Consider the following 26,046-nt stretch of genomic DNA (forward strand, 5'->3'; position numbering starts at 1 on the left):
GCGACAACATCAAAATGAATGTTGAGCTGATCCACCCGATTGCCATGGACGACGGTCTGCGTTTCGCGATTCGCGAAGGTGGCCGTACCGTTGGCGCCGGCGTTGTGGCAAAAGTTATCGCTTAATTACCTGATGCTTAACGAGCCAAATCGTTAATCATCCAAAAAGAGCGCTCCGGCGCTCTTTTTTTTATCCTTCAACGGGTGATAAATAAAAAGAGAATGATAATTTTTTATTGTTTGTAATAATAACCGTTCGCATTTAATATACTGTGCATCAGGCGACCGGGAGCTGTAATGAAATGTATGTTTGTTTATGCAATGCTGTCAGTGATAAGGTGATTCGTGATGCGGTGCGCCGTTATCAGCCGGCGTCTATTCAGCATTTACGTCAGCTGGTGCCTGTTGGTAAACAATGTGGAAAATGCATACGTGCCGCGCGGGAAATAATGGATCAGGAATTACTGAACATACCACCCTACAAAGAGATTGCCTGACCCGGCCAGCTTTCACCTCCTAAACCTGCCTCTTGTCCGGATGTAATATTTGGACAGAAAAAATGCCCGTACTTTTTATCATGTCTTTTTGACTTCCTGCTAACCGCATCTACGCTCTAATTAAACTGGAAGCGGAGGAAGTACCATGAAGGGCGATAACAAAATCATAACTCATCTTAATAAATTACTGGGTAACGAGCTGGTGGCAATAAATCAGTATTTTTTGCATGCGCGCATGTTTAAAAACTGGGGCCTGATGCGGCTTAACGACGTGGAATATCATGAATCTATTGATGAAATGAAGCATGCGGATAAATATATTGAACGCATTTTGTTTCTTGAAGGGATACCAAATTTACAGGATTTAGGCCGGTTAAGAATCGGTGAGGATGTAGAGGAGATGCTGAAATCGGATCTCCAGCTTGAACTGGAAGGGGCGAAAGATTTGCGTGAAGCTATTGCTTACGCGGATAAAGTCCATGACTACGTCAGTCGCGATATGATGATTGAGATTCTGGAAGATGAAGAGCATCACATCGACTGGCTGGAAACCGAACTGGATCTGATGAAAAAAATGGGCATCCAGAATTATCTGCAGGCACAAATTAAAGATCAGGAGTAGGGCGGCAACCTGGCCGCAGCAGCTCTCTGGCTGGCACCTCTATGACGGAAAACGGCAGACGGCAATCCCCGCCTGCCGTTTTTATAGACGGATTCTTTAGCCGCAAGTGGTTGCTTTCCGCACAAATCTACGTATAATGCGCGGGCTTGCTAATATTGCAGGCGCGATTCTGGCTGAATCGCTGGTGAAACGCAATTTGCGAACACCTACAATACGCCCGATATGGGTGTTATAGCTGAACGATTACACTCCCCCATCAATCGTAATGGGTGCGAGGAGTAATTTTTTTCGTTTATAAATAGTTGGAGCTCTGGTCTCATGCAGAACCAAAGAATCCGTATTCGTCTTAAAGCGTTTGATCATCGTCTGATCGATCAATCAACCGCGGAAATCGTTGAGACTGCCAAGCGCACTGGTGCGCAGGTTCGTGGTCCTATCCCGCTGCCGACCCGCAAAGAGCGCTTTACCGTTCTGATTTCTCCGCACGTTAACAAAGACGCGCGCGACCAGTACGAAATCCGCACTCATAAGCGTTTAGTGGACATCGTTGAGCCAACTGAGAAAACCGTTGATGCTCTGATGCGTCTGGATCTGGCTGCCGGTGTAGACGTGCAGATCAGCCTGGGTTAATCAGGTCATCGAGCGATTGAGAGGTTGATACAATGATTGGTTTAGTCGGTAAAAAAGTGGGTATGACCCGTATCTTCACTGAAGATGGCGTTTCTATCCCTGTCACCGTAATCGAAATTGAAGCAAACCGCGTGGCGCAGGTTAAAGGCCTGGAAAACGACGGTTACACTGCGATCCAGGTTACCACTGGCACTAAGAAAGCCAGCCGTGTAACAAAACCGGAAGCAGGTCATTTTGCTAAAGCTGGCGTTGAAGCTGGCCGTGGCACCTGGGAATTCCGCACCGCTGAAGGTGACGATTTCTCTGTTGGCCAGAGCATCAGTGTTGAAATTTTCGCTGACGTTAAAAAAGTTGACGTAACCGGTACCTCTAAAGGTAAAGGTTTCGCCGGTACCGTTAAGCGCTGGAACTTCCGTACCCAGGACGCGACTCACGGTAACTCCCTGTCTCACCGCGTACCGGGTTCTATTGGTCAGAACCAGACTCCGGGCAAAGTGTTCAAGGGTAAGAAAATGGCAGGTCAGCTGGGTAATGAACGTGTAACCGTTCAGAGCCTGGAAGTAGTTCGTGTTGACGCTGAGCGCAACCTGCTGCTGGTGAAAGGTGCTGTTCCGGGAGCAACCGGCGGTGACCTGATTGTTAAACCGGCTGTGAAGGCGTAAGGGGATAGCAATGGAATTAGTATTGAAAGACGCGCAAAGCGCGCTGACTGTTTCCGAAACTACCTTCGGTCGTGATTTCAACGAAGCGCTGGTACACCAGGTTGTAGTTGCATACGCTGCGGGTGCTCGTCAGGGTACGCGTGCTCAGAAGACGCGTGCTGAAGTTACCGGTTCCGGTAAAAAACCGTGGCGTCAGAAAGGCACCGGTCGTGCGCGTTCAGGTTCTATCAAGAGCCCGATCTGGCGTTCCGGCGGCGTGACTTTTGCAGCGAAGCCTCAGGACCACAGTCAAAAAGTTAACAAAAAGATGTACCGCGGCGCGCTGAAAAGCATTCTGTCCGAGCTGGTACGTCAGGACCGCCTGATTGTTGTCGAGAAGTTTTCTGTTGAAGCGCCTAAAACCAAGTTGCTGGCACAGAAACTGAAAGATATGGCGCTGGAAGACGTGCTAATCATCACCGGTGAACTGGACGAAAACCTGTTCCTGGCAGCGCGTAACCTCTATAAGGTTGACGTGCGTGATGCCACAGCCATCGATCCGGTTAGCCTGATTGCCTTCGACAAAGTCGTGATGACTGCTGATGCAGTTAAGCAAGTTGAGGAGATGCTGGCATGATCCGTGAAGAACGTCTGCTGAAAGTACTGCGCGCGCCGCATGTATCTGAAAAAGCGTCTACTGCGATGGAAAAAACTAACACCATCGTGCTCAAAGTTGCAAAAGACGCGACCAAGGCAGAAATCAAAGCTGCCGTACAACAGCTGTTCGAAGTTGAAGTTAAAGACGTAAACACCCTGATTATGAAGGGTAAAGTTAAGCGTCATGGACAGCGTATTGGTCGTCGTAGCGACTGGAAAAAAGCTTACGTCACCCTGAAAGAAGGCCAGAATCTGGACTTCGTCGGCGGCGCAGAGTAAGTCGGAGGAGAGAAACAATGGCAATTGTTAAATGTAAACCGACATCTCCGGGTCGTCGCCACGTTGTTAAAGTGGTGAACCCAGAGCTGCATAAGGGTAAACCTTTTGCCCCGCTGCTGGAAAAAAACAGCAAAAGCGGCGGTCGTAACAACAACGGTCGTATCACTACCCGTCATATCGGTGGTGGTCACAAGCAGGCTTACCGTCTCGTTGATTTCAAACGTAACAAAGATGGTATCCCGGCGGTTGTTGAACGTCTGGAATACGATCCGAACCGTTCTGCGAATATCGCACTGGTTCTGTACAAAGACGGCGAGCGTCGTTACATTCTGGCCCCTAAAGGCCTGAAAGCTGGCGACCAGATCCAATCTGGTGTTGATGCGGCAATCAAAGCAGGTAACACCCTGCCGATGCGCAACATCCCGGTGGGTTCTACCGTACATAACGTGGAAATGAAACCCGGTAAAGGCGGCCAGCTGGCTCGCTCTGCGGGCACTTATGTGCAGATCGTTGCACGTGAAGGTTCTTACGTTACCCTGCGCCTGCGCTCTGGTGAAATGCGTAAAGTTGAAGCTGACTGCCGCGCAACACTGGGTGAAGTGGGCAACGCTGAGCATATGCTGCGCGTTCTGGGTAAAGCAGGTGCTTCCCGTTGGCGTGGTATTCGTCCTACCGTTCGCGGTACAGCGATGAACCCGGTAGATCACCCGCATGGTGGTGGTGAAGGTCGTAACTTTGGTAAGCACCCGGTAACCCCGTGGGGCGTTCAGACCAAAGGTAAAAAGACCCGCAGCAACAAGCGTACTGATAAATTCATCGTACGTCGCCGTAGCAAATAATTATAGAGGATAAGCCATGCCACGTTCTCTCAAGAAAGGTCCTTTTATTGACCTGCACTTGCTGAAGAAGGTAGAGAAAGCGGTGGAAAGCGGTGACAAGAAGCCCCTGCGCACCTGGTCCCGTCGTTCAACGATCTTTCCAAACATGATCGGTTTGACCATCGCTGTCCATAATGGTCGTCAGCACGTTCCGGTTTTCGTTTCCGATGAAATGGTCGGTCACAAACTGGGTGAATTTGCACCGACTCGTACTTATCGCGGTCACGCGGCTGATAAAAAAGCCAAGAAGAAATAAGCCAGGAGGAAGAGATGGAAACTATCGCTAAACATCGCCATGCTCGTTCTTCTGCGCAGAAGGTTCGCCTCGTTGCGGATCTCGTTCGCGGTAAGAAAGTGTCGCAGGCTCTCGACATTCTGACGTACACCAACAAGAAAGCGGCTGTACTGGTCAAGAAGGTACTGGAATCTGCCATTGCTAACGCCGAGCACAACGATGGCGCTGACATTGACGATCTGAAAGTGACGAAAATCTTCGTTGACGAAGGTCCGAGTATGAAACGCATCATGCCACGTGCTAAAGGTCGTGCAGATCGCATTCTGAAGCGCACCAGCCACATTACTGTGGTTGTGTCCGATCGCTAAGACTCTGGAGACTAGCAATGGGTCAGAAAGTACATCCTAATGGTATTCGACTGGGTATTGTTAAACCCTGGAACTCTACCTGGTTCGCCAATACCAAAGAATTCGCTGACAACCTGGACAGCGATTTTAAAGTTCGTCAGTATCTGAATAAAGAACTGGCAAAAGCGTCTGTATCGCGCATCGTTATCGAGCGTCCGGCAAAAAGCATTCGTGTAACCATTCACACTGCTCGCCCTGGTATCGTTATCGGTAAGAAAGGCGAAGACGTTGAAAAACTGCGCAAGGGCGTGGCGGATATCGCTGGTGTTCCTGCACAGATCAATATCGCCGAAGTCCGTAAACCGGAACTGGACGCAAAACTGGTTGCTGACAGCATCACTTCACAGCTGGAGCGTCGCGTGATGTTCCGTCGCGCTATGAAACGTGCTGTACAGAACGCAATGCGTCTGGGCGCTAAAGGGATTAAAGTTGAAGTTAGCGGCCGTCTGGGCGGCGCGGAAATCGCTCGTACCGAATGGTACCGCGAAGGTCGTGTACCGCTGCATACGCTGCGTGCTGACATTGACTACAACACCTCGGAAGCGCACACCACTTACGGTGTAATCGGCGTTAAGGTATGGATCTTCAAAGGTGAGATCCTGGGTGGTATGGCTGCTGTTGAACAACCTGAACAGGCTGCTCAACCGAAAAAGCAGCAGCGTAAAGGCCGTAAGTAAGGAGAGTCGCTGATGTTACAACCAAAGCGTACAAAATTCCGTAAAGTGCACAAAGGCCGTAACCGCGGTCTGGCTGCCGGTACGGATGTTAGCTTCGGTACTTTCGGTCTGAAAGCTGTTGGCCGTGGTCGTCTGACTGCCCGTCAGATCGAAGCAGCACGTCGTGCTATGACCCGTGCAGTTAAGCGTCAAGGTAAAATCTGGATCCGTGTATTCCCGGACAAACCGATTACCGAGAAGCCGCTGGAAGTGCGTATGGGTAAAGGTAAGGGTAACGTTGAATATTGGGTTGCCCTGATTCAGCCTGGTAAAGTCCTGTATGAAATGGACGGTGTGCCGGAAGAGCTGGCCCGTGAAGCATTCAAGCTGGCAGCAGCAAAACTGCCTATCAAAACCACCTTTGTAACTAAGACGGTGATGTAATGAAAGCAACTGAGCTGCGTGAAAAAAGCGTTGAAGAGCTGAACACTGAGCTGCTTAACCTGCTGCGTGAGCAGTTTAACCTGCGCATGCAGGCATCATCTGGCCAGCTTCAGCAGAGCCATCTGCTGAAACAAGTTCGCCGTGATGTTGCACGCGTTAAGACTTTACTGACTGAGAAGGCGGGTGCGTAATGTCCGATAAAATCCGTACTCTGCAAGGTCGTGTTGTTAGTGACAAAATGCAGAAATCTGCTGTTGTTGCTATCGAACGTTTCGTGAAGCATCCGATTTACGGTAAGTTCATTAAACGTACGACCAAGCTGCACATCCATGATGAAAACAATGAATGTGGAACCGGCGACGTGGTGGAAATCCGCGAATGCCGTCCGCTTTCAAAGACGAAATCATGGACGCTGGTGCGTGTTGTTGAGAAAGCGGTTCTGTAACGGAATCCACTTCTCGAAAAAAGCGATAAACGGCCTGTAAGGGCCGTTTATTTTTTCTACCCATCTGTGAGATGCGGTGTTATAATGCTGCGCCCTCAATTATGGGGATTTCAAACGATCCGATTCTGGGTCTCGAAGTAGTAGTTGACATTAGCGGAGCACTAAAATGATCCAAGAACAGACTATGCTGGACGTGGCCGACAACTCCGGTGCACGTAGCGTAATGTGTATCAAGGTTCTGGGTGGCTCGCACCGTCGCTACGCAGGCGTCGGCGATATCATTAAAGTTACTATCAAGGAAGCAATTCCTCGCGGTAAAGTTAAGAAAGGTGATGTCCTGAAGGCGGTAGTGGTGCGCACCAGGAAGGGTGTTCGTCGCCCGGACGGTTCTGTCATTCGCTTCGATGGTAACGCATGCGTTATTCTGAACAATAACAGCGAGCAGCCTATCGGAACGCGTATTTTTGGGCCGGTAACTCGTGAACTGCGTAACGAAAAGTTCATGAAAATTATCTCTCTGGCACCAGAAGTACTCTAAGGAGCGAACAATGGCAGCGAAAATCCGTCGTAACGACGAAGTTATCGTGCTGACCGGCAAAGATAAAGGTAAGCGCGGTAAAGTTAAGAATGTCCTGTCTTCTGGTAAGGTCATTGTTGAAGGTATCAACCTGGTTAAGAAACACCAGAAGCCGGTTCCGGCTCTGAATCAACCGGGTGGCATCGTTGAAAAAGAAGCTGCAATTCAGGTTTCTAACGTTGCGCTCTTCAATACGGCAACCGGCAAGGCTGACCGTGTAGGCTTTAGATTCGAAGACGGTAAAAAAGTCCGTTTCTTCAAGTCTAACAGCGAAACTATCAAGTAATTTGGAGTAGTACGATGGCGAAACTGCATGATTACTACAAAGACGAAGTAGTAAATAAACTCATGAAAGAGTTTGGCTACGCTTCTGTCATGCAAGTCCCTCGGGTCGAGAAGATCACCCTGAACATGGGTGTTGGTGAAGCGATCGCTGACAAGAAACTGCTGGACAATGCAGCAGCTGACCTGGCAGCAATCTCCGGTCAAAAACCACTGGTCACCAAAGCTCGCAAATCTGTTGCAGGCTTCAAAATCCGTCAGGGCTATCCGATCGGCTGTAAAGTAACTCTGCGTGGCGAACGCATGTGGGAGTTCTTTGAGCGTCTGATCTCTATCGCTGTTCCGCGTATTCGTGACTTTCGTGGTCTTTCTGCGAAGTCTTTCGATGGCCGTGGAAACTACAGCATGGGCGTACGTGAGCAGATCATCTTCCCAGAAATCGACTATGACAAGGTCGATCGCGTTCGTGGTTTGGATATTACCATTACCACTACTGCGAAATCTGACGATGAAGGCCGTGCTCTGTTGGCTGCCTTTGACTTCCCGTTCCGCAAGTAAGGGTTACTAAATGGCTAAGCAATCCATGAAAGCACGCGAAGTCAAGCGTGTGAAATTAGCAGACAAATTCTTCGCAAAACGCGCTGAACTGAAAGCTATCATTTCTGATGTGAACGCTTCTGATGAAGATCGTTGGAATGCTGTTCTGAAGCTGCAGACTCTGCCGCGTGATTCCAGCCCGTCTCGTCAGCGTAACCGCTGCCGTCAAACTGGTCGTCCGCATGCTTTCCTGCGGAAGTTCGGGTTGAGCCGTATTAAGGTCCGTGAAGCCGCCATGCGCGGTGAAATTCCGGGTCTTAAAAAGGCTAGCTGGTAATTGTCACCAATTGAATCACGGGAGTAAAGACAGATGAGCATGCAAGATCCGATCGCGGATATGCTGACCCGTATCCGTAACGGTCAGGCCGCGAACAAAGTTGCGGTCACCATGCCTTCCTCCAGGCTGAAAGTGGCAATTGCCAACGTGCTGAAGGAAGAAGGTTATATTGAAGATTTTAAAATCGAAGGCGACATCAAGCCGGAACTGGAAGTTACGCTAAAGTATTTCCAGGGCAAGGCGGTCGTAGAAAGCATTCAGCGAGTCAGCCGTCCGGGCCTGCGCATCTATAAGAAAAAAGATGAGCTGCCAAAAGTTATGGCTGGTCTGGGTATTGCTGTAATTTCTACCTCCAAAGGTGTTATGACCGATCGTGCAGCCCGCCATGCTGGTCTTGGCGGCGAAATTATCTGCTACGTAGCTTAATCGGAGGAAAAAATGTCTCGTGTTGCTAAAGCACCGGTCGTTGTTCCTGCCGGCGTAGAGGTAAAACTCAACGGTCAGGTTATTTCGATCAAAGGTAAAAACGGCGAGCTGACTCGTACTATCAATGATGCCGTAGAAGTTAAGCATGCTGACAACGCACTGACCTTTGGTCCGCGCGCAGGTTATGCAGATGGTTGGGCACAGGCGGGAACCGCACGTGCTCTGCTTAACGGTATGGTAATCGGTGTTACCGAAGGCTTCACTAAGAAGCTGCAGCTGGTTGGTGTAGGTTATCGTGCAGCGATCAAAGGAAGTGCAGTAAACCTGTCTCTGGGTTTATCACATCCTGTTGAGCATCAGCTGCCCGCAGGGATCACTGCAGAGTGTCCGAGTCAGACTGAAATCGTGCTGAAAGGTGCGGATAAACAGCTGATCGGCCAGGTTGCTGCTGACCTGCGTGCCTACCGTCGTCCTGAGCCTTATAAAGGCAAGGGTGTTCGTTACGCCGACGAAGTCGTGCGTACCAAAGAGGCTAAGAAGAAGTAAGGTAACACTATGGATAAGAAATCTGCTCGTATCCGTCGTGCGACCCGCGCACGTCGCAAGCTCAAAGAGCTTGGTGCAACTCGCCTGGTAGTACATCGTACTCCGCGTCATATTTACGCCCAGGTAATTGCACCGAACGGTTCTGAAGTTCTGGTTGCTGCTTCTACTGTAGAAAAAGCTATCGCTGAACAACTGAAGAGCACCGGCAACAAAGACGCCGCGATTGCTGTGGGTAAAGCAATTGCTGAGCGTGCAATCGAAAAAGGCATTAAAGGTGTTTCTTTCGACCGTTCCGGTTTCCAATATCATGGTCGCGTCCAGGCACTGGCAGATGCTGCCCGTGAAGCTGGCCTTCAGTTCTAAGGTAGAGGTCAAAGATGGCACACATCGAGAAACAAGCTGGGGAACTGCAGGAAAAGCTGATCGCGGTAAACCGTGTATCTAAAACTGTAAAAGGTGGTCGTATCTTCTCCTTCACCGCATTAACGGTGGTTGGCGATGGTAATGGTCGCATCGGTTTTGGTTACGGCAAAGCGCGTGAAGTGCCGGCAGCCATCCAGAAAGCGATGGAAAAAGCTCGTCGCAATATGATTAATGTCGCGCTGACTGGCGGTACTCTGCAGCACCCGGTTAAAGGTGTTCACACAGGGTCTCGCGTATTCATGCAGCCAGCTTCCGAAGGTACCGGTATCATCGCCGGTGGTGCAATGCGCGCCGTTATGGAAGTTGCAGGAGTTCATAACGTTCTGGCTAAAGCCTATGGTTCCACTAACCCGATCAACGTGGTTCGTGCAACTATCGATGGCCTGGCCAATATGAAATCTCCTGAAATGGTCGCTGCCAAGCGTGGTAAATCCGTTGAAGAAATTCTGGGGTAATGACCATGGCAAAGACTATTAAAATCACTCAAACCCGCAGCGCGATCGGACGTCTGCCTAAGCATAAAGCAACACTGCTTGGCCTGGGTCTGCGTCGCATCGGCCACACTGTAGAGCGCGAGGATACTCCTGCTATTCGCGGCATGGTCAACGCGGTTTACTACATGGTTAAAGTGGAGGAGTAACAGATGCGTTTAAATACTCTGTCTCCAGCCGAAGGCTCTAAGCACGCGCCTAAGCGTGTGGGTCGCGGTATTGGTTCTGGCCTCGGTAAAACCGGCGGTCGTGGTCACAAAGGTCAGAAATCTCGTTCTGGCGGTGGCGTGCGTCGTGGGTTTGAAGGTGGTCAGATGCCATTGTATCGTCGTCTGCCGAAATTCGGTTTTACTTCTCGTAAAGCAGCAGTGACCGCAGAAGTGCGCCTGTCTGACCTGGCGAAAGTAGATGGCGATATCGTTGACCTGAACACGCTGAAAGCAGCAAACGTAATCGGTATTCAGATTGAGTTCGCGAAAGTGATCCTGTCTGGTGAAGTTAAAGCACCGGTAACCGTTCGTGGCTTGCGTGTGACTAAAGGCGCTCGTGCTGCAATCGAAGCTGCTGGCGGTAAAATCGAGGAATAAGTAGCAGATGGCTAAGCAACCGGGATTAGATTTTCAAAGTGCCAAAGGTGGGTTAGGCGAACTGAAACGCAGACTGCTGTTTGTAATCGGGGCGCTGATTGTATTCCGCATTGGCTCTTTTATTCCGATCCCTGGTATCGATGCCACTGTCCTTGCCAAACTGCTTGAACAACAGCGGGGCACCATCATTGAAATGTTTAACATGTTCTCTGGTGGTGCACTCAGCCGTGCTTCAATCTTCGCGCTGGGTATTATGCCGTATATTTCGGCCTCTATTATTATCCAGCTGCTAACGGTGGTTCACCCGGCGTTAGCGGAGATTAAGAAAGAAGGGGAGGCTGGCCGTCGTAAGATTAGTCAGTATACCCGCTACGGCACGCTGGTACTGGCGGTATTTCAGTCGATCGGTATTGCTACCGGTTTGCCGAATATGCCGGGAATGCAGGGCCTGGTGATTCATCCGGGCTTTGCATTCTACTTTACTGCTGTTGTCAGCCTGGTCACCGGAACCATGTTCCTGATGTGGCTGGGTGAACAGATTACTGAGCGTGGTATCGGAAACGGTATCTCAATCATTATCTTCGCTGGTATTGTTGCGGGTTTGCCGCCGGCCATTGGCCATACCATCGAGCAAGCACGGCAAGGCGACCTGCACTTCCTTCTCCTGGTATTGGTTGCAGCGCTCGTATTTGCAGTGACTTACTTCGTTATTTTCGTTGAGCGTGGCCAGCGCCGTATCGTCGTGAACTATGCGAAACGTCAACAAGGACGTCGGGTCTATGCAGCACAGAGCACACATTTGCCACTGAAAGTGAATATGGCAGGGGTTATCCCGGCAATTTTCGCTTCCAGTATTATTCTGTTCCCTGCCACTATCGCGTCCTGGTTCGGAAGTGGTGCTGGTTGGAGCTGGTTGTCAGATATTTCATTATATTTACAACCGGGACAGCCGCTTTATGTGTTACTCTATGCGACTGCAATCATTTTCTTCTGTTTCTTCTACACGGCGTTGGTGTTTAACCCGCGTGAAACAGCGGATAACCTGAAGAAGTCCGGTGCATTCGTACCAGGAATTCGTCCGGGAGAGCAAACGGCGAAGTATATTGATAAAGTGATGACGCGTCTGACGTTGGTCGGTGCGCTTTACATTACCTTTATCTGCCTGATCCCGGAGTTCATGCGTGATGCGATGAAAGTTCCGTTCTACTTCGGCGGTACATCACTGCTGATCGTAGTCGTGGTCATCATGGACTTTATGGCTCAAGTGCAAACTCTGATGATGTCCAGTCAATATGAGTCTGCTTTGAAGAAGGCAAACCTGAAAGGCTATAGCGGCTAATCAGGGGCCTGAGAAGTTACGGAGAGTAAAAATGAAAGTTCGTGCTTCCGTCAAGAAATTATGCCGTAACTGCAAAATCATTCGTCGCGACGGTGTCGTCCGTGTGATCTGCAGTGCAGAGCCCAAGCACAAACAGCGCCAGGGTTGATTTAATTGCATATTTTTCTTGCAAAGTGGGGTTGAGCTGGCTAGATTAGCCAGCCAATCTTTTTTATGTCTATGCGTTTCCATTTGAGTATCCTGAAAACGGGCTTTTCAGCATGGAGCGCATATTTACCTAATAGGAGTGCATAGTGGCCCGTATAGCAGGCATTAACATTCCTGATCATAAACATACCGTTATCGCATTAACTTCGATCTACGGTGTTGGTAAAACCCGTTCTAAAGCCATTTGTGCTGCAACGGGAATTGCTGAAGATGTTAAGATCAGTGAGCTATCTGAAGAGCAGATTGAACAGCTGCGTGACGCAGTTGGCAAATTCGTCGTCGAAGGCGATCTGCGCCGTGAAATCACCCTGAGCATCAAGCGTCTTATGGACCTTGGTTGCTATCGTGGTTTGCGTCATCGTCGTGGTCTGCCGGTACGCGGTCAGCGCACCAAGACCAACGCCCGTACCCGTAAGGGTCCGCGCAAACCGATCAAGAAATAATCGGGGTGATTGAATAATGGCAAAGGCACCAGTTCGTGCACGTAAACGTGTAAGAAAGCAAGTCTCTGACGGCGTGGCTCATGTCCATGCTTCTTTTAACAACACCATCGTTACTATTACCGATCGTCAGGGTAACGCTCTGGGTTGGGCAACAGCCGGTGGTTCCGGTTTCCGTGGTTCTCGTAAATCTACGCCGTTCGCTGCACAGGTTGCCGCTGAGCGCTGCGCAGAAGCCGTGAAAGATTACGGTATCAAGAATCTGGAAGTTATGGTTAAGGGTCCGGGTCCGGGCCGCGAATCAACCATTCGCGCTCTGAACGCCGCTGGTTTCCGCATCACGAATATTACTGATGTGACTCCGATCCCTCACAACGGTTGTCGTCCGCCGAAAAAACGTCGCGTTTAACGTACGTTTTTAGGATAGTTGGAGAAAGAAAATGGCAAGATATTTGGGTCCTAAGCTCAAGCTGAGCCGTCGCGAGGGTACAGACCTGTTCCTGAAGTCTGGCGTTCGCGCGATTGATTCCAAGTGTAAGATTGAACAGGCTCCTGGCCAGCACGGTGCGCGTAAACCGCGTCTGTCTGACTATGGCGTCCAGTTACGTGAAAAGCAGAAAGTACGTCGTATGTACGGCATTCTTGAGCGTCAGTTCCGTAACTATTACAAAGAAGCAGCACGTCTGAAAGGCAACACCGGTGAAAACCTGTTGGCTCTGCTGGAAGGTCGTCTGGATAACGTAGTTTATCGTATGGGCTTCGGCGCCACGCGTGCGGAAGCACGTCAGCTGGTCAGCCATAAGTCTGTGATGGTAAACGGCCGCGTTGTTAACATCGCTTCTTATCAGGTATCTCCGAATGACGTTGTTAGCATCCGCGAGAAAGCCAAAAAGCAGTCTCGCGTGAAAGCCGCTCTGGAGCTGGCTGAACAGCGTGAAAAGCCAACCTGGCTGGAAGTTGATGCAACTAAGATGGAAGGTGTGTTCAAACGTATTCCTGAACGTACCGATCTGTCTGCGGACATTAACGAACACCTGATCGTCGAGCTTTACTCCAAGTAAAGCTTAGTACCAAAGAGAGGACACAATGCAGGGTTCTGTGACAGAGTTTCTAAAACCGCGCCTGGTAGATATCGAGCAAGTCAGTTCGACGCACGCCAAGGTGACCCTTGAACCTTTAGAGCGTGGTTTTGGCCACACTCTGGGTAACGCACTGCGCCGTATTCTGCTTTCATCAATGCCGGGTTGCGCGGTGACCGAGGTTGAGATTGATGGTGTACTGCACGAGTACAGCACCAAAGAAGGCGTCCAAGAAGATATTCTGGAAATCCTGCTCAATCTGAAAGGGCTGGCGGTGAAAGTTCAGGGTAAAGATGAAGTTATTTTAACCCTGAATAAATCTGGCATTGGCCCTGTGACTGCAGCCGACATTACCCATGATGGTGATGTCGAAATCGTCAAACCGCAGCATGTGATCTGCCACCTGACCGATGATAACGCAGCTATTAGCATGCGAATCAAAGTGCAGCGTGGTCGTGGTTATGTGCCGGCTTCTGCCCGAATTCATTCGGAAGAAGATGAGCGCCCAATCGGTCGTCTGTTGGTCGACGCCTGCTACAGCCCTGTAGAGCGTATTGCCTACAATGTTGAAGCTGCGCGTGTAGAACAGCGTACCGACCTGGACAAGCTGGTCATCGAAATGGAAACCAACGGCACTCTGGATCCTGAAGAAGCGATCCGCCGTGCGGCTACCATCCTGGCAGAACAACTGGAAGCTTTCGTTGATTTACGTGATGTACGTCAGCCGGAAGTCAAAGAAGAGAAACCAGAATTCGATCCGATTCTGCTGCGCCCTGTTGACGATCTGGAATTGACTGTCCGCTCTGCTAACTGCCTCAAGGCAGAAGCTATCCACTACATCGGTGATCTGGTACAGCGTACCGAGGTTGAGCTGCTTAAAACGCCTAACCTTGGTAAAAAATCTCTCACTGAGATTAAAGACGTGCTGGCCTCACGTGGTTTGTCTCTCGGCATGCGCCTTGAGAACTGGCCACCGGCAAGCATTGCTGATGAATAACCGGATCGCAGGTTAAGGTTCCACTGAGAAGGATAAGGTCATGCGCCATCGTAAGAGTGGTCGTCAACTGAACCGCAACAGCAGCCATCGCCAGGCTATGTTCCGTAACATGGCAGGTTCTCTGGTTCGTCATGAGATCATCAAGACGACACTGCCTAAAGCGAAAGAGCTGCGTCGCGTAGTTGAACCGCTGATTACTCTTGCCAAGACCGACAGCGTTGCTAATCGTCGTCTGGCATTCGCCCGTACTCGTGATAACGAGATCGTGGCAAAACTGTTTAATGAGCTGGGCCCGCGTTTCGCGAGCCGTGCCGGTGGTTACACTCGTATTCTGAAGTGTGGTTTCCGCGCTGGTGACAATGCGCCGATGGCTTACATCGAGCTGGTTGATCGTCCAGAAGCTCAGGCTGAAGCGGCTGCAGAGTAATCTGTACTGTAACGGCGTAAAAAAAACCGGGCCTTGCCCGGTTTTTTTCTGTCTGCTATTTTTTCCTGCTAAGGCAGTACGTCTCCTGATCAATGTGCAAGGGGATTTTTGACATGTGGTTTATCGACCGTCTGGCTGAACAACACATTATCGATGCGCAGCGCAAAGGTGAATTTGATGATTTACCCGGCGCTGGGCGCCCCCTTGAACTGGATGATGACAGTCAGGTGCCGGAAACGCTGCGCGTAGCGTATCGTATTCTGAAAAATGCCGGTTTTCTGCCGCCCGAACTGCAGATGCAAAAAGAGGCCGTTGAACTCAGTACGCTGTTACGTACGCTGGACCCAGCGGATCAGGCTTATGCCGGATCGTTACGCCGTTTGCGCCTGCTGGAACTAAAATTACAGCAGGCTGGGTTGAATACCGATTTCCTGCGTGGTGACTATGGCCAGCCGTTACGTCATCGTTTTGATAGCAAGGAGAACTAATGTACCGTATAGGCCAACTGGCTAAGCAGGCCGATGTCACACCTGACACGGTTCGCTTTTATGAAAAACAGGGCATGATGGATCACGAAGTACGCACTGAAGGCGGTTTTCGACTGTACAGCGATAACGACTTGCAGCGGCTGAAGTTTATTCGCTATGCGCGTCAGCTGGGTTTTACGCTTGAGGCGATAAAAGAACTTCTTTCAATCCGTGTGGACCCTGAGCACCATACCTGCCGTGAATCAAAAGATATTGTGCAGACACGCCTGGCGGAAGTGCAAAATATGATTGGCGAACTGCAAAAAATGCAGGACTCTTTGCAGCATCTGCACGCATTATGTTGTGGTACCGCACATAGCAGCGTCTCCTGTTCAATTCTTGAAGCTCTGGAGCGTGGTGCCCGGCACAACGTTGTCTCATCACAGTAAATTTTTGCGTCAGTCATACCGGCTGCACGCCCGTTATCCGGAGAAGTTTATGGCTGAATATCAGCATAAGAAAGGTAAGGTCAGTGATAATGCACTGCATGCGCTATTACATGATCCTTTGTTTCGTCAGCGCGTTGAAGTGAATCAGAAAGGTAAAGGTAGCTACCGGCGCAAAGATAAACATGCACGGAAAGGTTTTTCTGAGGGCAGCGGTAAAGACCGCTTTACCACTGCCCTCAGGTCAGCCGTCCTTGCCGGTCTTGCGCGACATAATCCGTTGTTGTAACCCTGCGGGCTGACGGTTTCATTGCTTAAAAAAACCGCCTTGCGGCGGTTTTATCAGATTTTGCTGTTTTGTTGCTTAAGCAGGTCGCGAATTTCGCTGAGTAATACTTCTTCTGCACTCGGCGCAGGAGCCGGTTTTTCCACTTCTTTTTTCTGATAGAGTTTATTCATCAACTTGATCGCAATAAAGATAGCGAAAGCGATGATGGCAAAATCAAAAATGGTTTGCAGAAAAATGCCATACTCCATTACCACGGCAGGCGTTGCACCCTGAGCCGGGCGTAATACCAGGCTGAACTGTTTAAAGTCCACCCCGCCGATTAGCAAGCCTAACGGCGGCATAATGATATTTGCCACCAGCGATGAAACAATTTTACCGAAAGCGGCACCAATAATAACACCGACCGCCAGATCGACAACGTTGCCACGCATCGCGAAATCGCGAAACTCTTTGAAAAAGCTCATTGTTATCTCCCGTTCTATTCCAGCTTTAAAGTCTAACAAACCGCTGAACTTTTTCCACACGATTGTTAATAAAGTGAGTAATACCTGTAAGTTAATGGTTGTTACAGGAAAAAAGGACTGGGCTGGAACAACCGCTCGACATCGGGAACAAATTTCTTATCGGTCAGAAACATAATGACGTGATCGCCTTGCTCAATACGCAGATTATCGTTAGCAATAATTACTTCATTACCCCGGACCACCGCGCCAATAATAGTACCCGGCGGAAGTTTAATTTCATCAATTAACCGGCCAACTACCCGGGAGGTAGATTCATCACCGTGAGCTATTGCTTCAATGGCTTCTGCAACGCCGCGACGTAATGACGAGACGCCGACAATATCTGCCTTACGCACATGGCTGAGCAGTGCTGAAATGGTTGCCTGTTGCGGCGAAATAGCAATATCAATAACGCTGCCCTGTACTAAATCCACATAAGCGCGCCGCTGGATAAGTACCATGACTTTTTTCGCACCCATGCGTTTTGCCAGCATTGCCGACATAATATTGGCTTCGTCATCATTGGTGATAGCAATAAACAGATCTACCTGATCAATATGCTCTTCAACCAGTAATTCCTGGTCAGACGCGTCACCATAAAATACCACGGTGTTCTGCAACTGCTCTGCAAGGTCGGCAGCGCGCTGTTGGTCGCGCTCAATCAGCTTAACGCTGTATTGTTTCTCTAGTTTTTGCGCCAGACCAAAACCAATATTGCCACCACCGACAATCATAATCCGCTTATAAGGTTTTTCCAGTCGCTGGTATTCACTCATTACCGCACGAATATGCTGGCTTGCGGCGATAAAAAATACCTCGTCACCGGCCTCAACAATGGTTGAACCCTGTGGCCGGATTGGCCGGTCGTGACGGAAAATCGCGGCGACCCGGGTATCGATATGTGGCATATGGTCGCGCATGACAGAAAGCGCATTACCGACCAGCGGCCCGCCGTAGTAGGCTTTTACCACTGCCAGACTCACTTTCCCTTCGGCAAAATTTACCACCTGCAACGCGCCGGGATATTCAATAAGGCGGTAAATATTATCGATCACTAACTGTTCAGGTGAAATAAGATGATCGATTGGGATCGCTTCAGGAATAAATAATTTATCGGCGTCACGAATGTATTCCGGCGCACGAATGCGGGCAATCCGATTGGGGGTGTTAAAAAGGGAATAAGCGATTTGACAGGCTATCATGTTGGTTTCATCTGAGCTGGTGACGGCAACCAGCATATCGGCATCACTCGCGCCTGCTTCGCGTAATGTTCTCGGATGCGATCCCGGGCCAACGACAACGCGTAAGTCAAATTTATCCTGTAATTGGCGCAACCGCAGGGGATTGGAGTCCACGACGGTAATGTCGTTATTTTCACCCACAAGGTTTTCTGCCAGTGTGCCGCCAACCTGGCCTGCACCTAAGATAATTATTTTCATAGCCCTTTAGCCTGCCAGATATGCTGAATTAACGTTTTACCAATTTAGCGTAGAAGAAACCATCGCCGCCATCGGCGGTGGGGAATACCTGTAATCCTGGCTGCTGTGGGCTACCGGTTTCCGTCAGCTGCGCATCATGATGGCGGGAAAGAAAGCCCGCAATTTGCTGCTGATTCTCTTCCGGTAGCACCGAGCAGGTGGCATAGAGTAGCGTACCGTCTGGCTTAAGATGCGGCCAGATGGCGTCCAGGATCGCTGATTGCAGCATGGCCAGCTCATTAATATCCTGCTCGCGACGTAACCATTTGATATCCGGATGGCGACGTATTACTCCGGTGGCAGAGCAGGGCGCATCGACCAGAATACGATCAAATTGTGTTGTGCCACACCAGCTGGATGGTGTACGGCCATCACCCTGAATAACTTGCGCCTGCATACCCAGCCGCGTCAGGTTTTCCGTTATTTTTGTCAGTCGCTGGGCATCTATATCCACCGCCGTGACGCTGGCCGTCTCTGCCGCTTCCAGTATATGGGTGGTTTTGCCGCCGGGCGCCGCACAAAGGTCGAGAATGGTTTCTCCCTGCTGCGGTTCAAGCAGGCGGATACATCCCTGTGCAGAAACATCCTGCACGCTAACCCAGCCTTGTGCAAAGCCGGGCAGTGTGCTGACTGCACAAGGCGTTTCCAGGCGAAGCGCATCAGGTTCACTGGCATGGGGAAACGCATCCTTTCCTTCTGCCTGCAACAATGCCAGCCAGCCATCGCGCGAATGATAGCGGCGGTTAACCCGTAGCCACATTGGTGGGCGTTGGTTATTGGCTTCAACGATTTGCTGCCAGTTATCCGGCCAGGCATGTTGCAGCCGCTGCAGCAACCAGGCGGGATGGAGGTAATTTACGCTGGCGTCATCAAGTGCTGCCGTGAGCGCTTGATGACGGCGCTGAAACTGGCGCAGTACGCCATTAATTAACCCTTTCATCTGCGGTTTTTTCAGTGCCACAGCGCCTTCAACCGTTTCGGCAAGCGCCGCATGAGGCGGAATGCGCATCGCCAGTAACTGATACAGACCTACCATGATCAGGAAATGAAGAGAACGCAGTTTTCCTTTCAACGGGCGATCCATCAGCTGGTCTGCCAGGGCTTCCAGACGCGGTAATGTGCGCAGAACGCCAAAGCAGATTTCCTGTAACAGTGCGCTGTCTTTTTCATTCAGTGCCGTCTGTAATACGGGCAGAATTGTGCTGAGGGATTCGCCCTTATCCACCACGCGTTCCAGCGCTCCGGCAGCCAGACTGCGCACATTGTTTTTAATTTTCATAGCAGGTCTTAAGTTAAAAACCCGGCAATGGCCGGGTTTGTTGATCAGGCCAGTGTGTGGCCAGGCAGAAACCATTCGCGGCGAGAGTTTAACAGGTCTTGCGCCGGCATTGCTTTTTTCCCTGGGGGTTGTAGCACTTCCAGATTAAGTACGCCCTCGGCAGTGGCAACCTGAATACCCTTTTTATCTGCTTGCAGAATCTGCCCCGGCTGACTTTGCGCAACGGCGGGCAACACGCTGGCCTGCCAGACTTTGACGGATACCTCATCGGTTAAAAGATAACTCACCGGCCAGGGGTTAAATGCGCGAATACACCTTTCCAGCTGGGGTGCTGACAGTGACCAGTTGAGCCGGGCTTCTTCTTTTGTCAGCTTTTCAGCGTAATTTGCCTGACTGCCGTTTTGTTTTTCCGCCACGCTGCTTCCTGTTGCCAGCTGGTTAATGGTGGTCAGCAACGCCTGTGGCCCCAGCATGGCAAGTTTGTCATATAAACTGGCGCTGGTGTCATCGGCTTCAATGGGACAGCTCAGCTTAAACAGCATTTCGCCAGTATCCAGACCGGCATCCATTTGCATAATGGTAATGCCGGTTTCCGCATCTCCGGCCCAGAGCGCACGTTGTATTGGCGCCGCGCCACGCCAGCGAGGTAGCAGCGAACCGTGTACGTTAATGCAGCCTAAGCGTGGCATTGTCAGCACGGTTTGCGGCAGAATCAGGCCGTACGCAACGACAACCATCAGATCGGCCTGCAAAGCGGCGATTAATTGTTGATTGGCTTCCTGACGCAACGATTTAGGTTGAAAAACCGGAACACCGGCACTTTCGGCCAGTTTTTTTACCGGGCTGGCCATTAGCTGCTTGCCCCGTCCTGCCGGGCGATCCGGTTGGGTAAAAACGCCAACAACGTTATGCGCTGAAGCCAACAGGGCGGACAGATGGCGCGCCGCAAAGTCAGGGGTGCCGGCGAAAATGATATTTAATGATTCAGACACGTTTGGTGATTACCCGATGGTCAGTGATTAAGCGCGCGTATTCTGGCGCTGGGCTTTTTCCAGCTTCTGCCTTACACGCTGACGTTTCAGCGGCGAGAGATAGTCAATGAAAAGCTTGCCCATCAGATGATCCATTTCATGCTGAATGCAAATTGCCAGTAAACCATCGGCTGCCAGTTCGTAGTGATTGCCTTCACGATCAAGCGCGCGCACTTTAACTTTTTCTGCTCGTGGCACCAGTGCGCGGTAGCCTGGGATGGAAAGACAGCCTTCTTCGATGCCCGTTTCACCACTTTTTTCCAGCAGTTCCGGATTGATCAAAACCAGGCGATCGTTTCGATCTTCTGAAACGTCAATAACAATAATGCGTTGATGAATATCTACCTGGGTAGCCGCCAGGCCGATACCTTCTTCATTGTACATAGTTTCAAACATATCATCGACGATACGCTGAATGGTGGCATCAACTGTTTTTACCGGTTTGGCAACGGTGCGTAGCCGGTCATCCGGATAGTGTAAAACCTGCAAAACGGACATAATTTTCCAGAGCTGTGTTCTAAGAGAGAAAATACGTTCTTTTTATTGTAGACATTTCGTGGCCTGATTGACAGCATTGCGACGGGAACGGGAGCACCCGAGTATCAGGGATAAGATAATGTTAACCACTGCCATCTGGCTCAGGCTGCAACATGTTACTGGTCTGACGCCGCCACAGCGCCTGGCTATTGTTAAACATCTTAGTCAGTGTCGCATCCTGCAACAGGCTGATTTGCAGGAAGCGGGTCTTAGCCGTCTGCAGCAGCGTCTTTTCTGGCTGACTGAAGAGCGTGAAATCACGGAGACGCTTCACTGGTTGTCCCAGCCGGATCACCATTTAATCACCTGGGGAGCGACGGATTATCCTCCCTTGCTGGCCCAGATTGCTAACCCGCCGGCAATGCTCTATGTACAGGGGGCTGTCGCGGCATTGCAGGCTCCTCAGCTTGCGGTAGTCGGAAGCCGGCAAGCATCAGTATATGGCCAGCAATGGGGAACACTCTTTTGCCAGGCACTGGCGCTGAGCGGATTGACCCTGACCAGCGGGCTGGCGTTAGGTATCGATGGTATTGCTCATCGCAGCGCGATAGAGGTGGGGGGAAAAACCATTGCGGTGCTGGGAAGTGGGCTGCTACGCTGCTATCCGCGACGACATCTTGCTCTGGCAAATGACATTATTAGTCAGGGAGGGGCGTTAGTTTCTGAAAGCCCGTTGCATGCACCCCCGCTCAGCTGGCATTTTCCGCGACGTAATCGGATTATCAGCGGTTTGAGCCTCGGTGTTTTGGTGGTGGAGGCGTCTTTGCGTAGCGGCTCTTTAATTACGGCACATCATGCCCTTGAGCAGAACCGGGAGGTTTTTGCGCTGCCGGGTGCGTTAGGAAACCCGGCCAGTGAAGGCACTCATGCATTAATTCAACAAGGAGCATTACTGGTTGCTCACCCCAATAATATTCTTGAACAGCTCAATAGTAATTTGAACTGGTTGCCAGATATTCCAGAAAACAGATTATTTTCATCAGATGATGCCACTGTGCCATTGCCATTTGTTGATGTGTTGGCTAACGTAGGAGATGAGGTTACACCTGTTGACGTCGTCGCTGAACGTGCCGGCCAACCTGTGCCAGCCATCGTAGCTAAGCTGCTTGAGTTGGAGTTAGCAGGATGGATCGCAGCTGTACCCGGCGGCTATGTCCGATTGAGGAGGGCAAGCCATGTTCGACGTACTAATGTACTTATTTGAAACATATATCCACAACGAAGCAGAAATGCGAGTGGATCAGGATAAGTTGACTGATGATTTGACCGACGCAGGTTTTCATCGTGAAGATATCTATAATGCGTTGAACTGGTTGGAAAAACTGGCAGACTATCAGGACGGCCTCGCCGCACCGATTCAGCTGGCAACTGACCCGCTGTCAATGCGCATATACACCGAGGAAGAGAGTCAGCGCCTTGATGCCGATTGCCGCGGTTTTATTCTGTTCCTGGAGCAGATTCAGGTACTGAATATGGACACGCGCGAAATGGTTATTGAACGTGTTATGGCGCTCGATACTCTTGAATTCGATCTGGAAGACCTTAAATGGGTTGTGCTGATGGTATTGTTTAACATCCCCGGATGCGAAAACGCGTATCAACAGATGGAAGAGCTTCTTTTCGACGCCAATGAAGGAATGATGCACTGAGATAAGCTCGCTCGTGCAATGAATTATGAGTAAAACAGCGCTGTTCGGCGCGCCCAAAAATGAACTCTGCCCCCGGTGTGGGGCAGAGCTGGTTATCCGTTCCGGAAAGCACGGTGCTTTTCTGGGATGTTCTCACTATCCTCAGTGTGACTATATCCGGCCATTAAAACCGCAGGCGGATGGGCATATCGTTAAGGTACTTGAAGGGCAGCAGTGTCCGTTATGCCATGCTGCGCTTGCCTTACGCCAGGGGCGCTACGGTATGTTTATCGCGTGTAGTGAGTATCCGCAATGCGGGCATACTGAAACTATTGACCGGCCCGATGAGACTTCAATTTGCTGCCCGCAATGTCAGCAGGGTAAATTAGTACAGCGCCGCTCGCGTTATGGCAAAACCTTTCATGCCTGCGATCGTTATCCTGATTGCCAGTTTGCCGTGAATTTTACCCCGAAAGAAGGTCAGTGCACCTGCTGTCATTTTCCGCTGTTAATTGAGAAGAAAAATTCCCGTGGTGCCAGATTGTTTTGTGCCAGCAAAACCTGTGGCAAGCCCGTTGATTCAGGAAAAACCAGTGAATCTAAAGAATAATGACAATTTTATCCGCTGTCTTGATGTGTTGTATAACGAAGGTGTTATCGCCTATCCAACGGAAGCCGTGTTTGGTTTGGGCTGCAATCCAGACAGTGAACTGGCGGTAATGAAACTGCTGGCATTGAAACAGCGCCTGCCAGAAAAAGGACTAATCCTGATTGCAGACACTTTTGCTCAGCTGGAACGCTATGTCGCTGTTCAGGCGTTATCTGCTGTGCAGAAAGAACGCATGTTCGCCAGCTGGCCTGGCCCTGTTACCTGGATCTTACCTGCATGCGCTGATACACCGCGCTGGCTAACCGGGCGCTTTGACTCTCTGGCGGTACGCGTGACGGCTCATCCGTTAGTTAAAACGTTATGCCGTGAATTTGGCAAACCGCTGGTTTCAACCAGTGCGAATCTCAGCGGTCAGGCTCCCTGTCGCAGTGTGCAAGAAGTTCAGGCTCAATTTGGTGCTGACTTCCCGGTGCTGGCTGGACAAACCGGCGGGCGTGCTAATCCTTCTGAAATTCGTGATGTGTTAACCGGCAAGCAAATCAGACAAGGATAAGGCCAGAATGCCAGAACAATCTTATGTGGTTTTTGGTAACCCGATTAAACATAGCTTGTCACCACGTATCCATCAGTTGTTTGCCAGTCAGACCGGGATTGCCCATACCTACGGCCGTATGCTGGTGGCTCACGATCGATTCGCTGATGCCGTTGAGACTTTTTTTACTACCGGCGGACAGGGGGCGAATGTCACCATGCCTTTTAAACTGGAAGCCTGTCAGCTGGCAAATTGTCTGACTGAACGCGCCTCCCTCGCTGGGGCGGTGAATACGCTCAAGCGTGAACCAAATGGATCGTTACTGGGAGATAACACCGATGGTATCGGACTGCTGACCGATCTCCAGCGTCTGGATATGATCCAACCAGGAAATAACGTCCTACTGCTCGGTGCCGGCGGTGCTGCCCGGGGGGTTATTCTGCCGTTACTTCAGCATGGTGTGCGTATTGTTATTACTAACCGGACGCAGGTGCGTGCCGAACAGCTTGTCCGGCTGTTTCAGCAGTATGGTGATATAACGCAGTGTGATGGATCTGCACTGGCCAATCGACAGTTTGATCTGATTATTAACGCTACATCCAGCAGCGTGCACGGAGATATTCCGGCGATCCCCGCTTCTGTTATTCAGCGTCAGACACGCTGTTACGATATGTTTTATAGTCAGAACCCGACGCCATTTCTTAACTGGTGTCAGCAGCAAAACGCACAATATCTTGTTGATGGATTAGGAATGCTGGTTGGACAGGCTGCCCATTCATTTTATCTCTGGCATGGCGCCATGCCGGATATCACGCCGGTCATAGCCAGTCTGAAATCTGAATTATCATTATGAACCAGGCGATACAGTTTCCGGAAAGAGAATGGTGGAACGGCGAGCAGCAGGCCGTTTGTTTTATTGCTCTGGTAAACGGTTTACAGCTAACCTGTGCCATTTCCGCCGGATCTTTGACTGTCCGTTACGGCCAGCATATCTCCCCGCTAGCGATTTTTCAGCAACATCGCTGGGACCTTGAGGATGAAGCTGGCGATGCCATACGCAATGGGGTTGAAGATGATCAGGGCTGGGTATGGCTCTTCTGATGAAGATAGTCATCTTTCCATTTAACGTAATTATCAGCTGAGTATCGCAATCCCTCTATTTCCGCTTCGCTTAAGGGGCGGAATTGACGTACCGGACTACCAAGATAAAGAAAACCACTCACCAGACGTTTTCCCGGTGGTACCAGACTACCGGCGCCAATCATCACCTCCTCTTCAATTACTGCGCCATCCAGTATGATTGACCCCATTCCGATTAACACCCGATCCTTAATGGTGCAGCCGTGCAACATGACTTTGTGCCCGACGGTGACTTCGGCACCAATGATTAAAGGATTGCCTGCCGGATTGGCCGCAGACTGATGGGTGACATGTAATACGCTGCCGTCCTGAATATTGGTTCGGGTACCAATAGTGATGTAATTAACATCTCCACGGATAGCCACTAGTGGCCAGATACTGACGTCGTCTGCGATGGTGACATCACCAATAATCACGCTACTTGCGTCGATCATCACGCGTTGGCCTGTCGATGGTGTCTTGCCATGAAATGTGCGTAAAACAACAGACATAGAACCCTCTCTCTTTTTGCGATGATTAGAGCCTGGCCCATAATGCACCTCAGGATCAACTGTTATACCACCAGGCCCGGTATTTTTATTTCCTGCGGAAATACAGGTTAGTGAACGAAACTTCAGCGAGCGATAAAAAAGATCAGAAAAAGGGCTTGTGCAATTAATCGTGCGCCCTATAATGCGCCTCCACTGACAGGGCACGGCGGCAACGCGTGCAGGTCAGGCCCGGCACTAACGGGGAGCAGAGAAAAATTCAGAAAAATGAATTGACTCTGCAGGAGGAAAGCGTAATATACGCCACCTCGCGACAGCAGGCGTAATGCCGGTCGCAGCGCTCTTTAACAATTTATCAGACAATCTGTGTGGGCACTCGCAGGATTGATATGGCAAAACTATTTGCAGTATCAAGTCTTGAAGAGTGAACGCGTAAATTCATTACGTAACCGTCGGGTTTAAATACCGGACGGAGAGTTTAATTCTTTGAGCATCAGACACTTTTAAATTGAAGAGTTTGATCATGGCTCAGA

The 26,046-nt window shown here is 50.3% G+C and carries 46 protein-coding genes; 40 read left to right on the forward strand and 6 right to left on the reverse strand.

The window, feature by feature from the left end; translation table 11 throughout:
* The 34 genes from BL249_RS05770 to BL249_RS05935 form a co-directional block, all read left to right on the forward strand.
* A partial coding sequence (locus BL249_RS05770) for an EF-Tu C-terminal domain-related protein (RefSeq protein ID WP_446717721.1) occupies window positions 1-125 on the forward strand: 125 nt, incomplete at its 5' end.
* Window positions 126-301: 176 nt separating this feature from the next.
* Window positions 302-496, forward strand: coding sequence for a bacterioferritin-associated ferredoxin (gene bfd, locus BL249_RS05775; RefSeq protein WP_099707327.1), 195 nt, complete (start codon window positions 302-304; stop codon window positions 494-496).
* Window positions 497-641: 145 nt separating this feature from the next.
* The gene (gene bfr / locus BL249_RS05780; protein ID WP_099707328.1) at window positions 642-1,118 is read left to right on the forward strand and encodes a bacterioferritin; all 477 of its coding nucleotides are present in this window, start codon (window positions 642-644) and stop codon (window positions 1,116-1,118) included.
* Window positions 1,119-1,436: 318 nt separating this feature from the next.
* Entirely contained in the window at window positions 1,437-1,748 is a 312-nt protein-coding gene (gene rpsJ, locus BL249_RS05785; RefSeq protein ID WP_001181005.1) for a 30S ribosomal protein S10, read from the forward strand.
* 32 nt (window positions 1,749-1,780) lie between these two features.
* A complete protein-coding gene (rplC, locus tag BL249_RS05790; protein ID WP_099707329.1) occupies window positions 1,781-2,410 on the forward strand; it encodes a 50S ribosomal protein L3 in 630 nt (209 codons plus the stop codon).
* Window positions 2,411-2,420: 10 nt separating this feature from the next.
* Complete coding sequence (rplD, locus tag BL249_RS05795) at window positions 2,421-3,026, forward strand: 50S ribosomal protein L4 (protein WP_099707330.1); 606 nt, start codon at window positions 2,421-2,423, stop codon at window positions 3,024-3,026.
* Window positions 3,023-3,325, forward strand: coding sequence for a 50S ribosomal protein L23 (gene rplW / locus BL249_RS05800; protein ID WP_099707331.1), 303 nt, complete (start codon window positions 3,023-3,025; stop codon window positions 3,323-3,325). The genes rplD and rplW overlap by 4 nt, the downstream gene beginning before the upstream one ends.
* A 17-nt stretch (window positions 3,326-3,342) precedes the next feature.
* Window positions 3,343-4,164, forward strand: coding sequence for a 50S ribosomal protein L2 (gene rplB / locus BL249_RS05805; RefSeq protein WP_099707332.1), 822 nt, complete (start codon window positions 3,343-3,345; stop codon window positions 4,162-4,164).
* A 16-nt stretch (window positions 4,165-4,180) separates the two neighbouring features.
* A complete protein-coding gene (gene rpsS / locus BL249_RS05810) occupies window positions 4,181-4,459 on the forward strand; it encodes a 30S ribosomal protein S19 (RefSeq protein ID WP_001138115.1) in 279 nt (92 codons plus the stop codon).
* Window positions 4,460-4,473: 14 nt separating this feature from the next.
* Window positions 4,474-4,806, forward strand: a complete 333-nt coding sequence (gene rplV / locus BL249_RS05815; protein ID WP_000447532.1) for a 50S ribosomal protein L22 — start codon at window positions 4,474-4,476, stop codon at window positions 4,804-4,806.
* A 17-nt stretch (window positions 4,807-4,823) separates the two neighbouring features.
* Entirely contained in the window at window positions 4,824-5,522 is a 699-nt protein-coding gene (rpsC, locus tag BL249_RS05820) for a 30S ribosomal protein S3 (RefSeq protein ID WP_078004989.1), read from the forward strand.
* 12 nt (window positions 5,523-5,534) lie between these two features.
* The gene (rplP, locus tag BL249_RS05825; RefSeq protein ID WP_008927134.1) at window positions 5,535-5,945 is read left to right on the forward strand and encodes a 50S ribosomal protein L16; all 411 of its coding nucleotides are present in this window, start codon (window positions 5,535-5,537) and stop codon (window positions 5,943-5,945) included.
* On the forward strand, window positions 5,945-6,136 hold the full coding sequence (gene rpmC, locus BL249_RS05830; RefSeq protein WP_078004990.1) for a 50S ribosomal protein L29: 192 nt from the start codon (window positions 5,945-5,947) through the stop codon (window positions 6,134-6,136). The genes rplP and rpmC overlap by 1 nt, the downstream gene beginning before the upstream one ends.
* Window positions 6,136-6,390, forward strand: coding sequence for a 30S ribosomal protein S17 (gene rpsQ / locus BL249_RS05835; RefSeq protein ID WP_099707333.1), 255 nt, complete (start codon window positions 6,136-6,138; stop codon window positions 6,388-6,390). The genes rpmC and rpsQ overlap by 1 nt, the downstream gene beginning before the upstream one ends.
* Before the next feature lie 166 nt (window positions 6,391-6,556).
* Window positions 6,557-6,928, forward strand: a complete 372-nt coding sequence (gene rplN / locus BL249_RS05840) for a 50S ribosomal protein L14 (protein ID WP_078004992.1) — start codon at window positions 6,557-6,559, stop codon at window positions 6,926-6,928.
* Window positions 6,929-6,938: 10 nt separating this feature from the next.
* Window positions 6,939-7,253 carry a 50S ribosomal protein L24 gene (gene rplX, locus BL249_RS05845; RefSeq protein ID WP_099707334.1) on the forward strand — a complete coding sequence of 105 codons (315 nt, stop codon included), beginning with the start codon at window positions 6,939-6,941 and terminating at the stop codon, window positions 7,251-7,253.
* Between the two features lie 14 nt (window positions 7,254-7,267).
* Window positions 7,268-7,807, forward strand: a complete 540-nt coding sequence (rplE, locus tag BL249_RS05850) for a 50S ribosomal protein L5 (protein WP_099707335.1) — start codon at window positions 7,268-7,270, stop codon at window positions 7,805-7,807.
* A 10-nt stretch (window positions 7,808-7,817) separates the two neighbouring features.
* On the forward strand, window positions 7,818-8,123 hold the full coding sequence (rpsN, locus tag BL249_RS05855; protein WP_075183634.1) for a 30S ribosomal protein S14: 306 nt from the start codon (window positions 7,818-7,820) through the stop codon (window positions 8,121-8,123).
* A gap of 33 nt (window positions 8,124-8,156) precedes the next feature.
* A complete protein-coding gene (gene rpsH / locus BL249_RS05860; RefSeq protein ID WP_099707336.1) occupies window positions 8,157-8,549 on the forward strand; it encodes a 30S ribosomal protein S8 in 393 nt (130 codons plus the stop codon).
* Between the two features lie 12 nt (window positions 8,550-8,561).
* Window positions 8,562-9,095, forward strand: coding sequence for a 50S ribosomal protein L6 (rplF, locus tag BL249_RS05865; RefSeq protein WP_099707337.1), 534 nt, complete (start codon window positions 8,562-8,564; stop codon window positions 9,093-9,095).
* Between the two features lie 9 nt (window positions 9,096-9,104).
* Window positions 9,105-9,458, forward strand: a complete 354-nt coding sequence (gene rplR, locus BL249_RS05870) for a 50S ribosomal protein L18 (protein WP_099707338.1) — start codon at window positions 9,105-9,107, stop codon at window positions 9,456-9,458.
* Between the two features lie 14 nt (window positions 9,459-9,472).
* Complete coding sequence (gene rpsE / locus BL249_RS05875; RefSeq protein ID WP_099707339.1) at window positions 9,473-9,973, forward strand: 30S ribosomal protein S5; 501 nt, start codon at window positions 9,473-9,475, stop codon at window positions 9,971-9,973.
* A 5-nt stretch (window positions 9,974-9,978) separates the two neighbouring features.
* Complete coding sequence (rpmD, locus tag BL249_RS05880; protein WP_099707358.1) at window positions 9,979-10,158, forward strand: 50S ribosomal protein L30; 180 nt, start codon at window positions 9,979-9,981, stop codon at window positions 10,156-10,158.
* A gap of 3 nt (window positions 10,159-10,161) precedes the next feature.
* Complete coding sequence (gene rplO, locus BL249_RS05885) at window positions 10,162-10,596, forward strand: 50S ribosomal protein L15 (protein WP_099707340.1); 435 nt, start codon at window positions 10,162-10,164, stop codon at window positions 10,594-10,596.
* A 7-nt stretch (window positions 10,597-10,603) separates the two neighbouring features.
* On the forward strand, window positions 10,604-11,935 hold the full coding sequence (gene secY, locus BL249_RS05890) for a preprotein translocase subunit SecY (RefSeq protein WP_099707341.1): 1,332 nt from the start codon (window positions 10,604-10,606) through the stop codon (window positions 11,933-11,935).
* A gap of 31 nt (window positions 11,936-11,966) precedes the next feature.
* A complete protein-coding gene (rpmJ, locus tag BL249_RS05895; RefSeq protein ID WP_004160566.1) occupies window positions 11,967-12,083 on the forward strand; it encodes a 50S ribosomal protein L36 in 117 nt (38 codons plus the stop codon).
* 145 nt (window positions 12,084-12,228) lie between these two features.
* Window positions 12,229-12,585 (forward strand): 30S ribosomal protein S13, encoded by a 357-nt coding sequence (gene rpsM / locus BL249_RS05900; RefSeq protein ID WP_099707342.1) that lies wholly within the window; start codon window positions 12,229-12,231, stop codon window positions 12,583-12,585.
* Window positions 12,586-12,601: 16 nt separating this feature from the next.
* Window positions 12,602-12,991 (forward strand): 30S ribosomal protein S11, encoded by a 390-nt coding sequence (rpsK, locus tag BL249_RS05905; RefSeq protein WP_004160563.1) that lies wholly within the window; start codon window positions 12,602-12,604, stop codon window positions 12,989-12,991.
* A 31-nt stretch (window positions 12,992-13,022) separates the two neighbouring features.
* Window positions 13,023-13,643, forward strand: coding sequence for a 30S ribosomal protein S4 (gene rpsD, locus BL249_RS05910; protein WP_099707343.1), 621 nt, complete (start codon window positions 13,023-13,025; stop codon window positions 13,641-13,643).
* 25 nt (window positions 13,644-13,668) lie between these two features.
* Complete coding sequence (locus BL249_RS05915; protein WP_078005003.1) at window positions 13,669-14,658, forward strand: DNA-directed RNA polymerase subunit alpha; 990 nt, start codon at window positions 13,669-13,671, stop codon at window positions 14,656-14,658.
* A 40-nt stretch (window positions 14,659-14,698) separates the two neighbouring features.
* Window positions 14,699-15,085, forward strand: coding sequence for a 50S ribosomal protein L17 (rplQ, locus tag BL249_RS05920; RefSeq protein WP_003850180.1), 387 nt, complete (start codon window positions 14,699-14,701; stop codon window positions 15,083-15,085).
* A gap of 113 nt (window positions 15,086-15,198) precedes the next feature.
* A complete protein-coding gene (locus BL249_RS05925; protein WP_099707344.1) occupies window positions 15,199-15,573 on the forward strand; it encodes a DnaJ family domain-containing protein in 375 nt (124 codons plus the stop codon).
* Window positions 15,573-16,001, forward strand: a complete 429-nt coding sequence (gene zntR / locus BL249_RS05930; protein ID WP_099707345.1) for a Zn(2+)-responsive transcriptional regulator — start codon at window positions 15,573-15,575, stop codon at window positions 15,999-16,001. Before BL249_RS05925 ends, zntR begins: the two co-directional genes overlap by 1 nt.
* 49 nt (window positions 16,002-16,050) lie before the next feature.
* The gene (locus BL249_RS05935) at window positions 16,051-16,287 is read left to right on the forward strand and encodes an alternative ribosome-rescue factor A (protein WP_099707346.1); all 237 of its coding nucleotides are present in this window, start codon (window positions 16,051-16,053) and stop codon (window positions 16,285-16,287) included.
* Window positions 16,288-16,340: 53 nt separating this feature from the next.
* Here the strand turns inward: BL249_RS05935 and mscL are convergent, their stop codons facing one another.
* From mscL to def, 5 genes are all read right to left on the reverse strand, one after another.
* Window positions 16,341-16,751, reverse strand: a complete 411-nt coding sequence (gene mscL, locus BL249_RS05940; RefSeq protein WP_099707347.1) for a large-conductance mechanosensitive channel protein MscL — start codon at window positions 16,749-16,751, stop codon at window positions 16,341-16,343.
* Window positions 16,752-16,852: 101 nt separating this feature from the next.
* Window positions 16,853-18,229, reverse strand: coding sequence for a Trk system potassium transporter TrkA (gene trkA / locus BL249_RS05945; RefSeq protein WP_099707348.1), 1,377 nt, complete (start codon window positions 18,227-18,229; stop codon window positions 16,853-16,855).
* A gap of 28 nt (window positions 18,230-18,257) precedes the next feature.
* Window positions 18,258-19,547 carry a 16S rRNA (cytosine(967)-C(5))-methyltransferase RsmB gene (rsmB, locus tag BL249_RS05950; RefSeq protein WP_099707359.1) on the reverse strand — a complete coding sequence of 430 codons (1,290 nt, stop codon included), beginning with the start codon at window positions 19,545-19,547 and terminating at the stop codon, window positions 18,258-18,260.
* Window positions 19,548-19,591: 44 nt separating this feature from the next.
* A complete protein-coding gene (fmt, locus tag BL249_RS05955) occupies window positions 19,592-20,539 on the reverse strand; it encodes a methionyl-tRNA formyltransferase (RefSeq protein ID WP_099707349.1) in 948 nt (315 codons plus the stop codon).
* 27 nt (window positions 20,540-20,566) lie between these two features.
* The gene (def, locus tag BL249_RS05960; RefSeq protein ID WP_099707350.1) at window positions 20,567-21,076 is read right to left on the reverse strand and encodes a peptide deformylase; all 510 of its coding nucleotides are present in this window, start codon (window positions 21,074-21,076) and stop codon (window positions 20,567-20,569) included.
* Window positions 21,077-21,194: 118 nt separating this feature from the next.
* Between def and dprA the strand changes: the two genes are divergently transcribed.
* From dprA to BL249_RS05990, 6 genes are read left to right on the forward strand one after another with little or no spacing between them, the layout of a single operon-like run.
* Window positions 21,195-22,319 carry a DNA-protecting protein DprA gene (gene dprA / locus BL249_RS05965; RefSeq protein ID WP_099707351.1) on the forward strand — a complete coding sequence of 375 codons (1,125 nt, stop codon included), beginning with the start codon at window positions 21,195-21,197 and terminating at the stop codon, window positions 22,317-22,319.
* Complete coding sequence (gene smg, locus BL249_RS05970; RefSeq protein WP_099707352.1) at window positions 22,291-22,764, forward strand: DUF494 family protein Smg; 474 nt, start codon at window positions 22,291-22,293, stop codon at window positions 22,762-22,764. The genes dprA and smg overlap by 29 nt, the downstream gene beginning before the upstream one ends.
* 25 nt (window positions 22,765-22,789) lie before the next feature.
* Complete coding sequence (locus tag BL249_RS05975; protein WP_099707353.1) at window positions 22,790-23,353, forward strand: DNA topoisomerase family protein; 564 nt, start codon at window positions 22,790-22,792, stop codon at window positions 23,351-23,353.
* Window positions 23,337-23,906 carry an L-threonylcarbamoyladenylate synthase type 1 TsaC gene (gene tsaC / locus BL249_RS05980; RefSeq protein WP_099707354.1) on the forward strand — a complete coding sequence of 190 codons (570 nt, stop codon included), beginning with the start codon at window positions 23,337-23,339 and terminating at the stop codon, window positions 23,904-23,906. Before BL249_RS05975 ends, tsaC begins: the two co-directional genes overlap by 17 nt.
* Window positions 23,907-23,913: 7 nt before the next feature.
* A complete protein-coding gene (aroE, locus tag BL249_RS05985; RefSeq protein WP_099707355.1) occupies window positions 23,914-24,738 on the forward strand; it encodes a shikimate dehydrogenase in 825 nt (274 codons plus the stop codon).
* On the forward strand, window positions 24,735-24,986 hold the full coding sequence (locus tag BL249_RS05990; RefSeq protein ID WP_099707356.1) for a DUF1488 domain-containing protein: 252 nt from the start codon (window positions 24,735-24,737) through the stop codon (window positions 24,984-24,986). The genes aroE and BL249_RS05990 overlap by 4 nt, the downstream gene beginning before the upstream one ends.
* Here BL249_RS05990 and BL249_RS05995 read toward each other — a convergent pair.
* Entirely contained in the window at window positions 24,962-25,516 is a 555-nt protein-coding gene (locus tag BL249_RS05995) for a gamma carbonic anhydrase family protein (protein ID WP_099707357.1), read from the reverse strand. The genes BL249_RS05990 and BL249_RS05995 overlap by 25 nt on opposite strands.
* Window positions 25,517-26,046: the final 530 nt, after the last annotated feature.

Source organism: Erwinia sp. OLFS4 (assembly GCF_002752165.1).
Lineage (GTDB): Bacteria > Pseudomonadota > Gammaproteobacteria > Enterobacterales > Enterobacteriaceae > Izhakiella.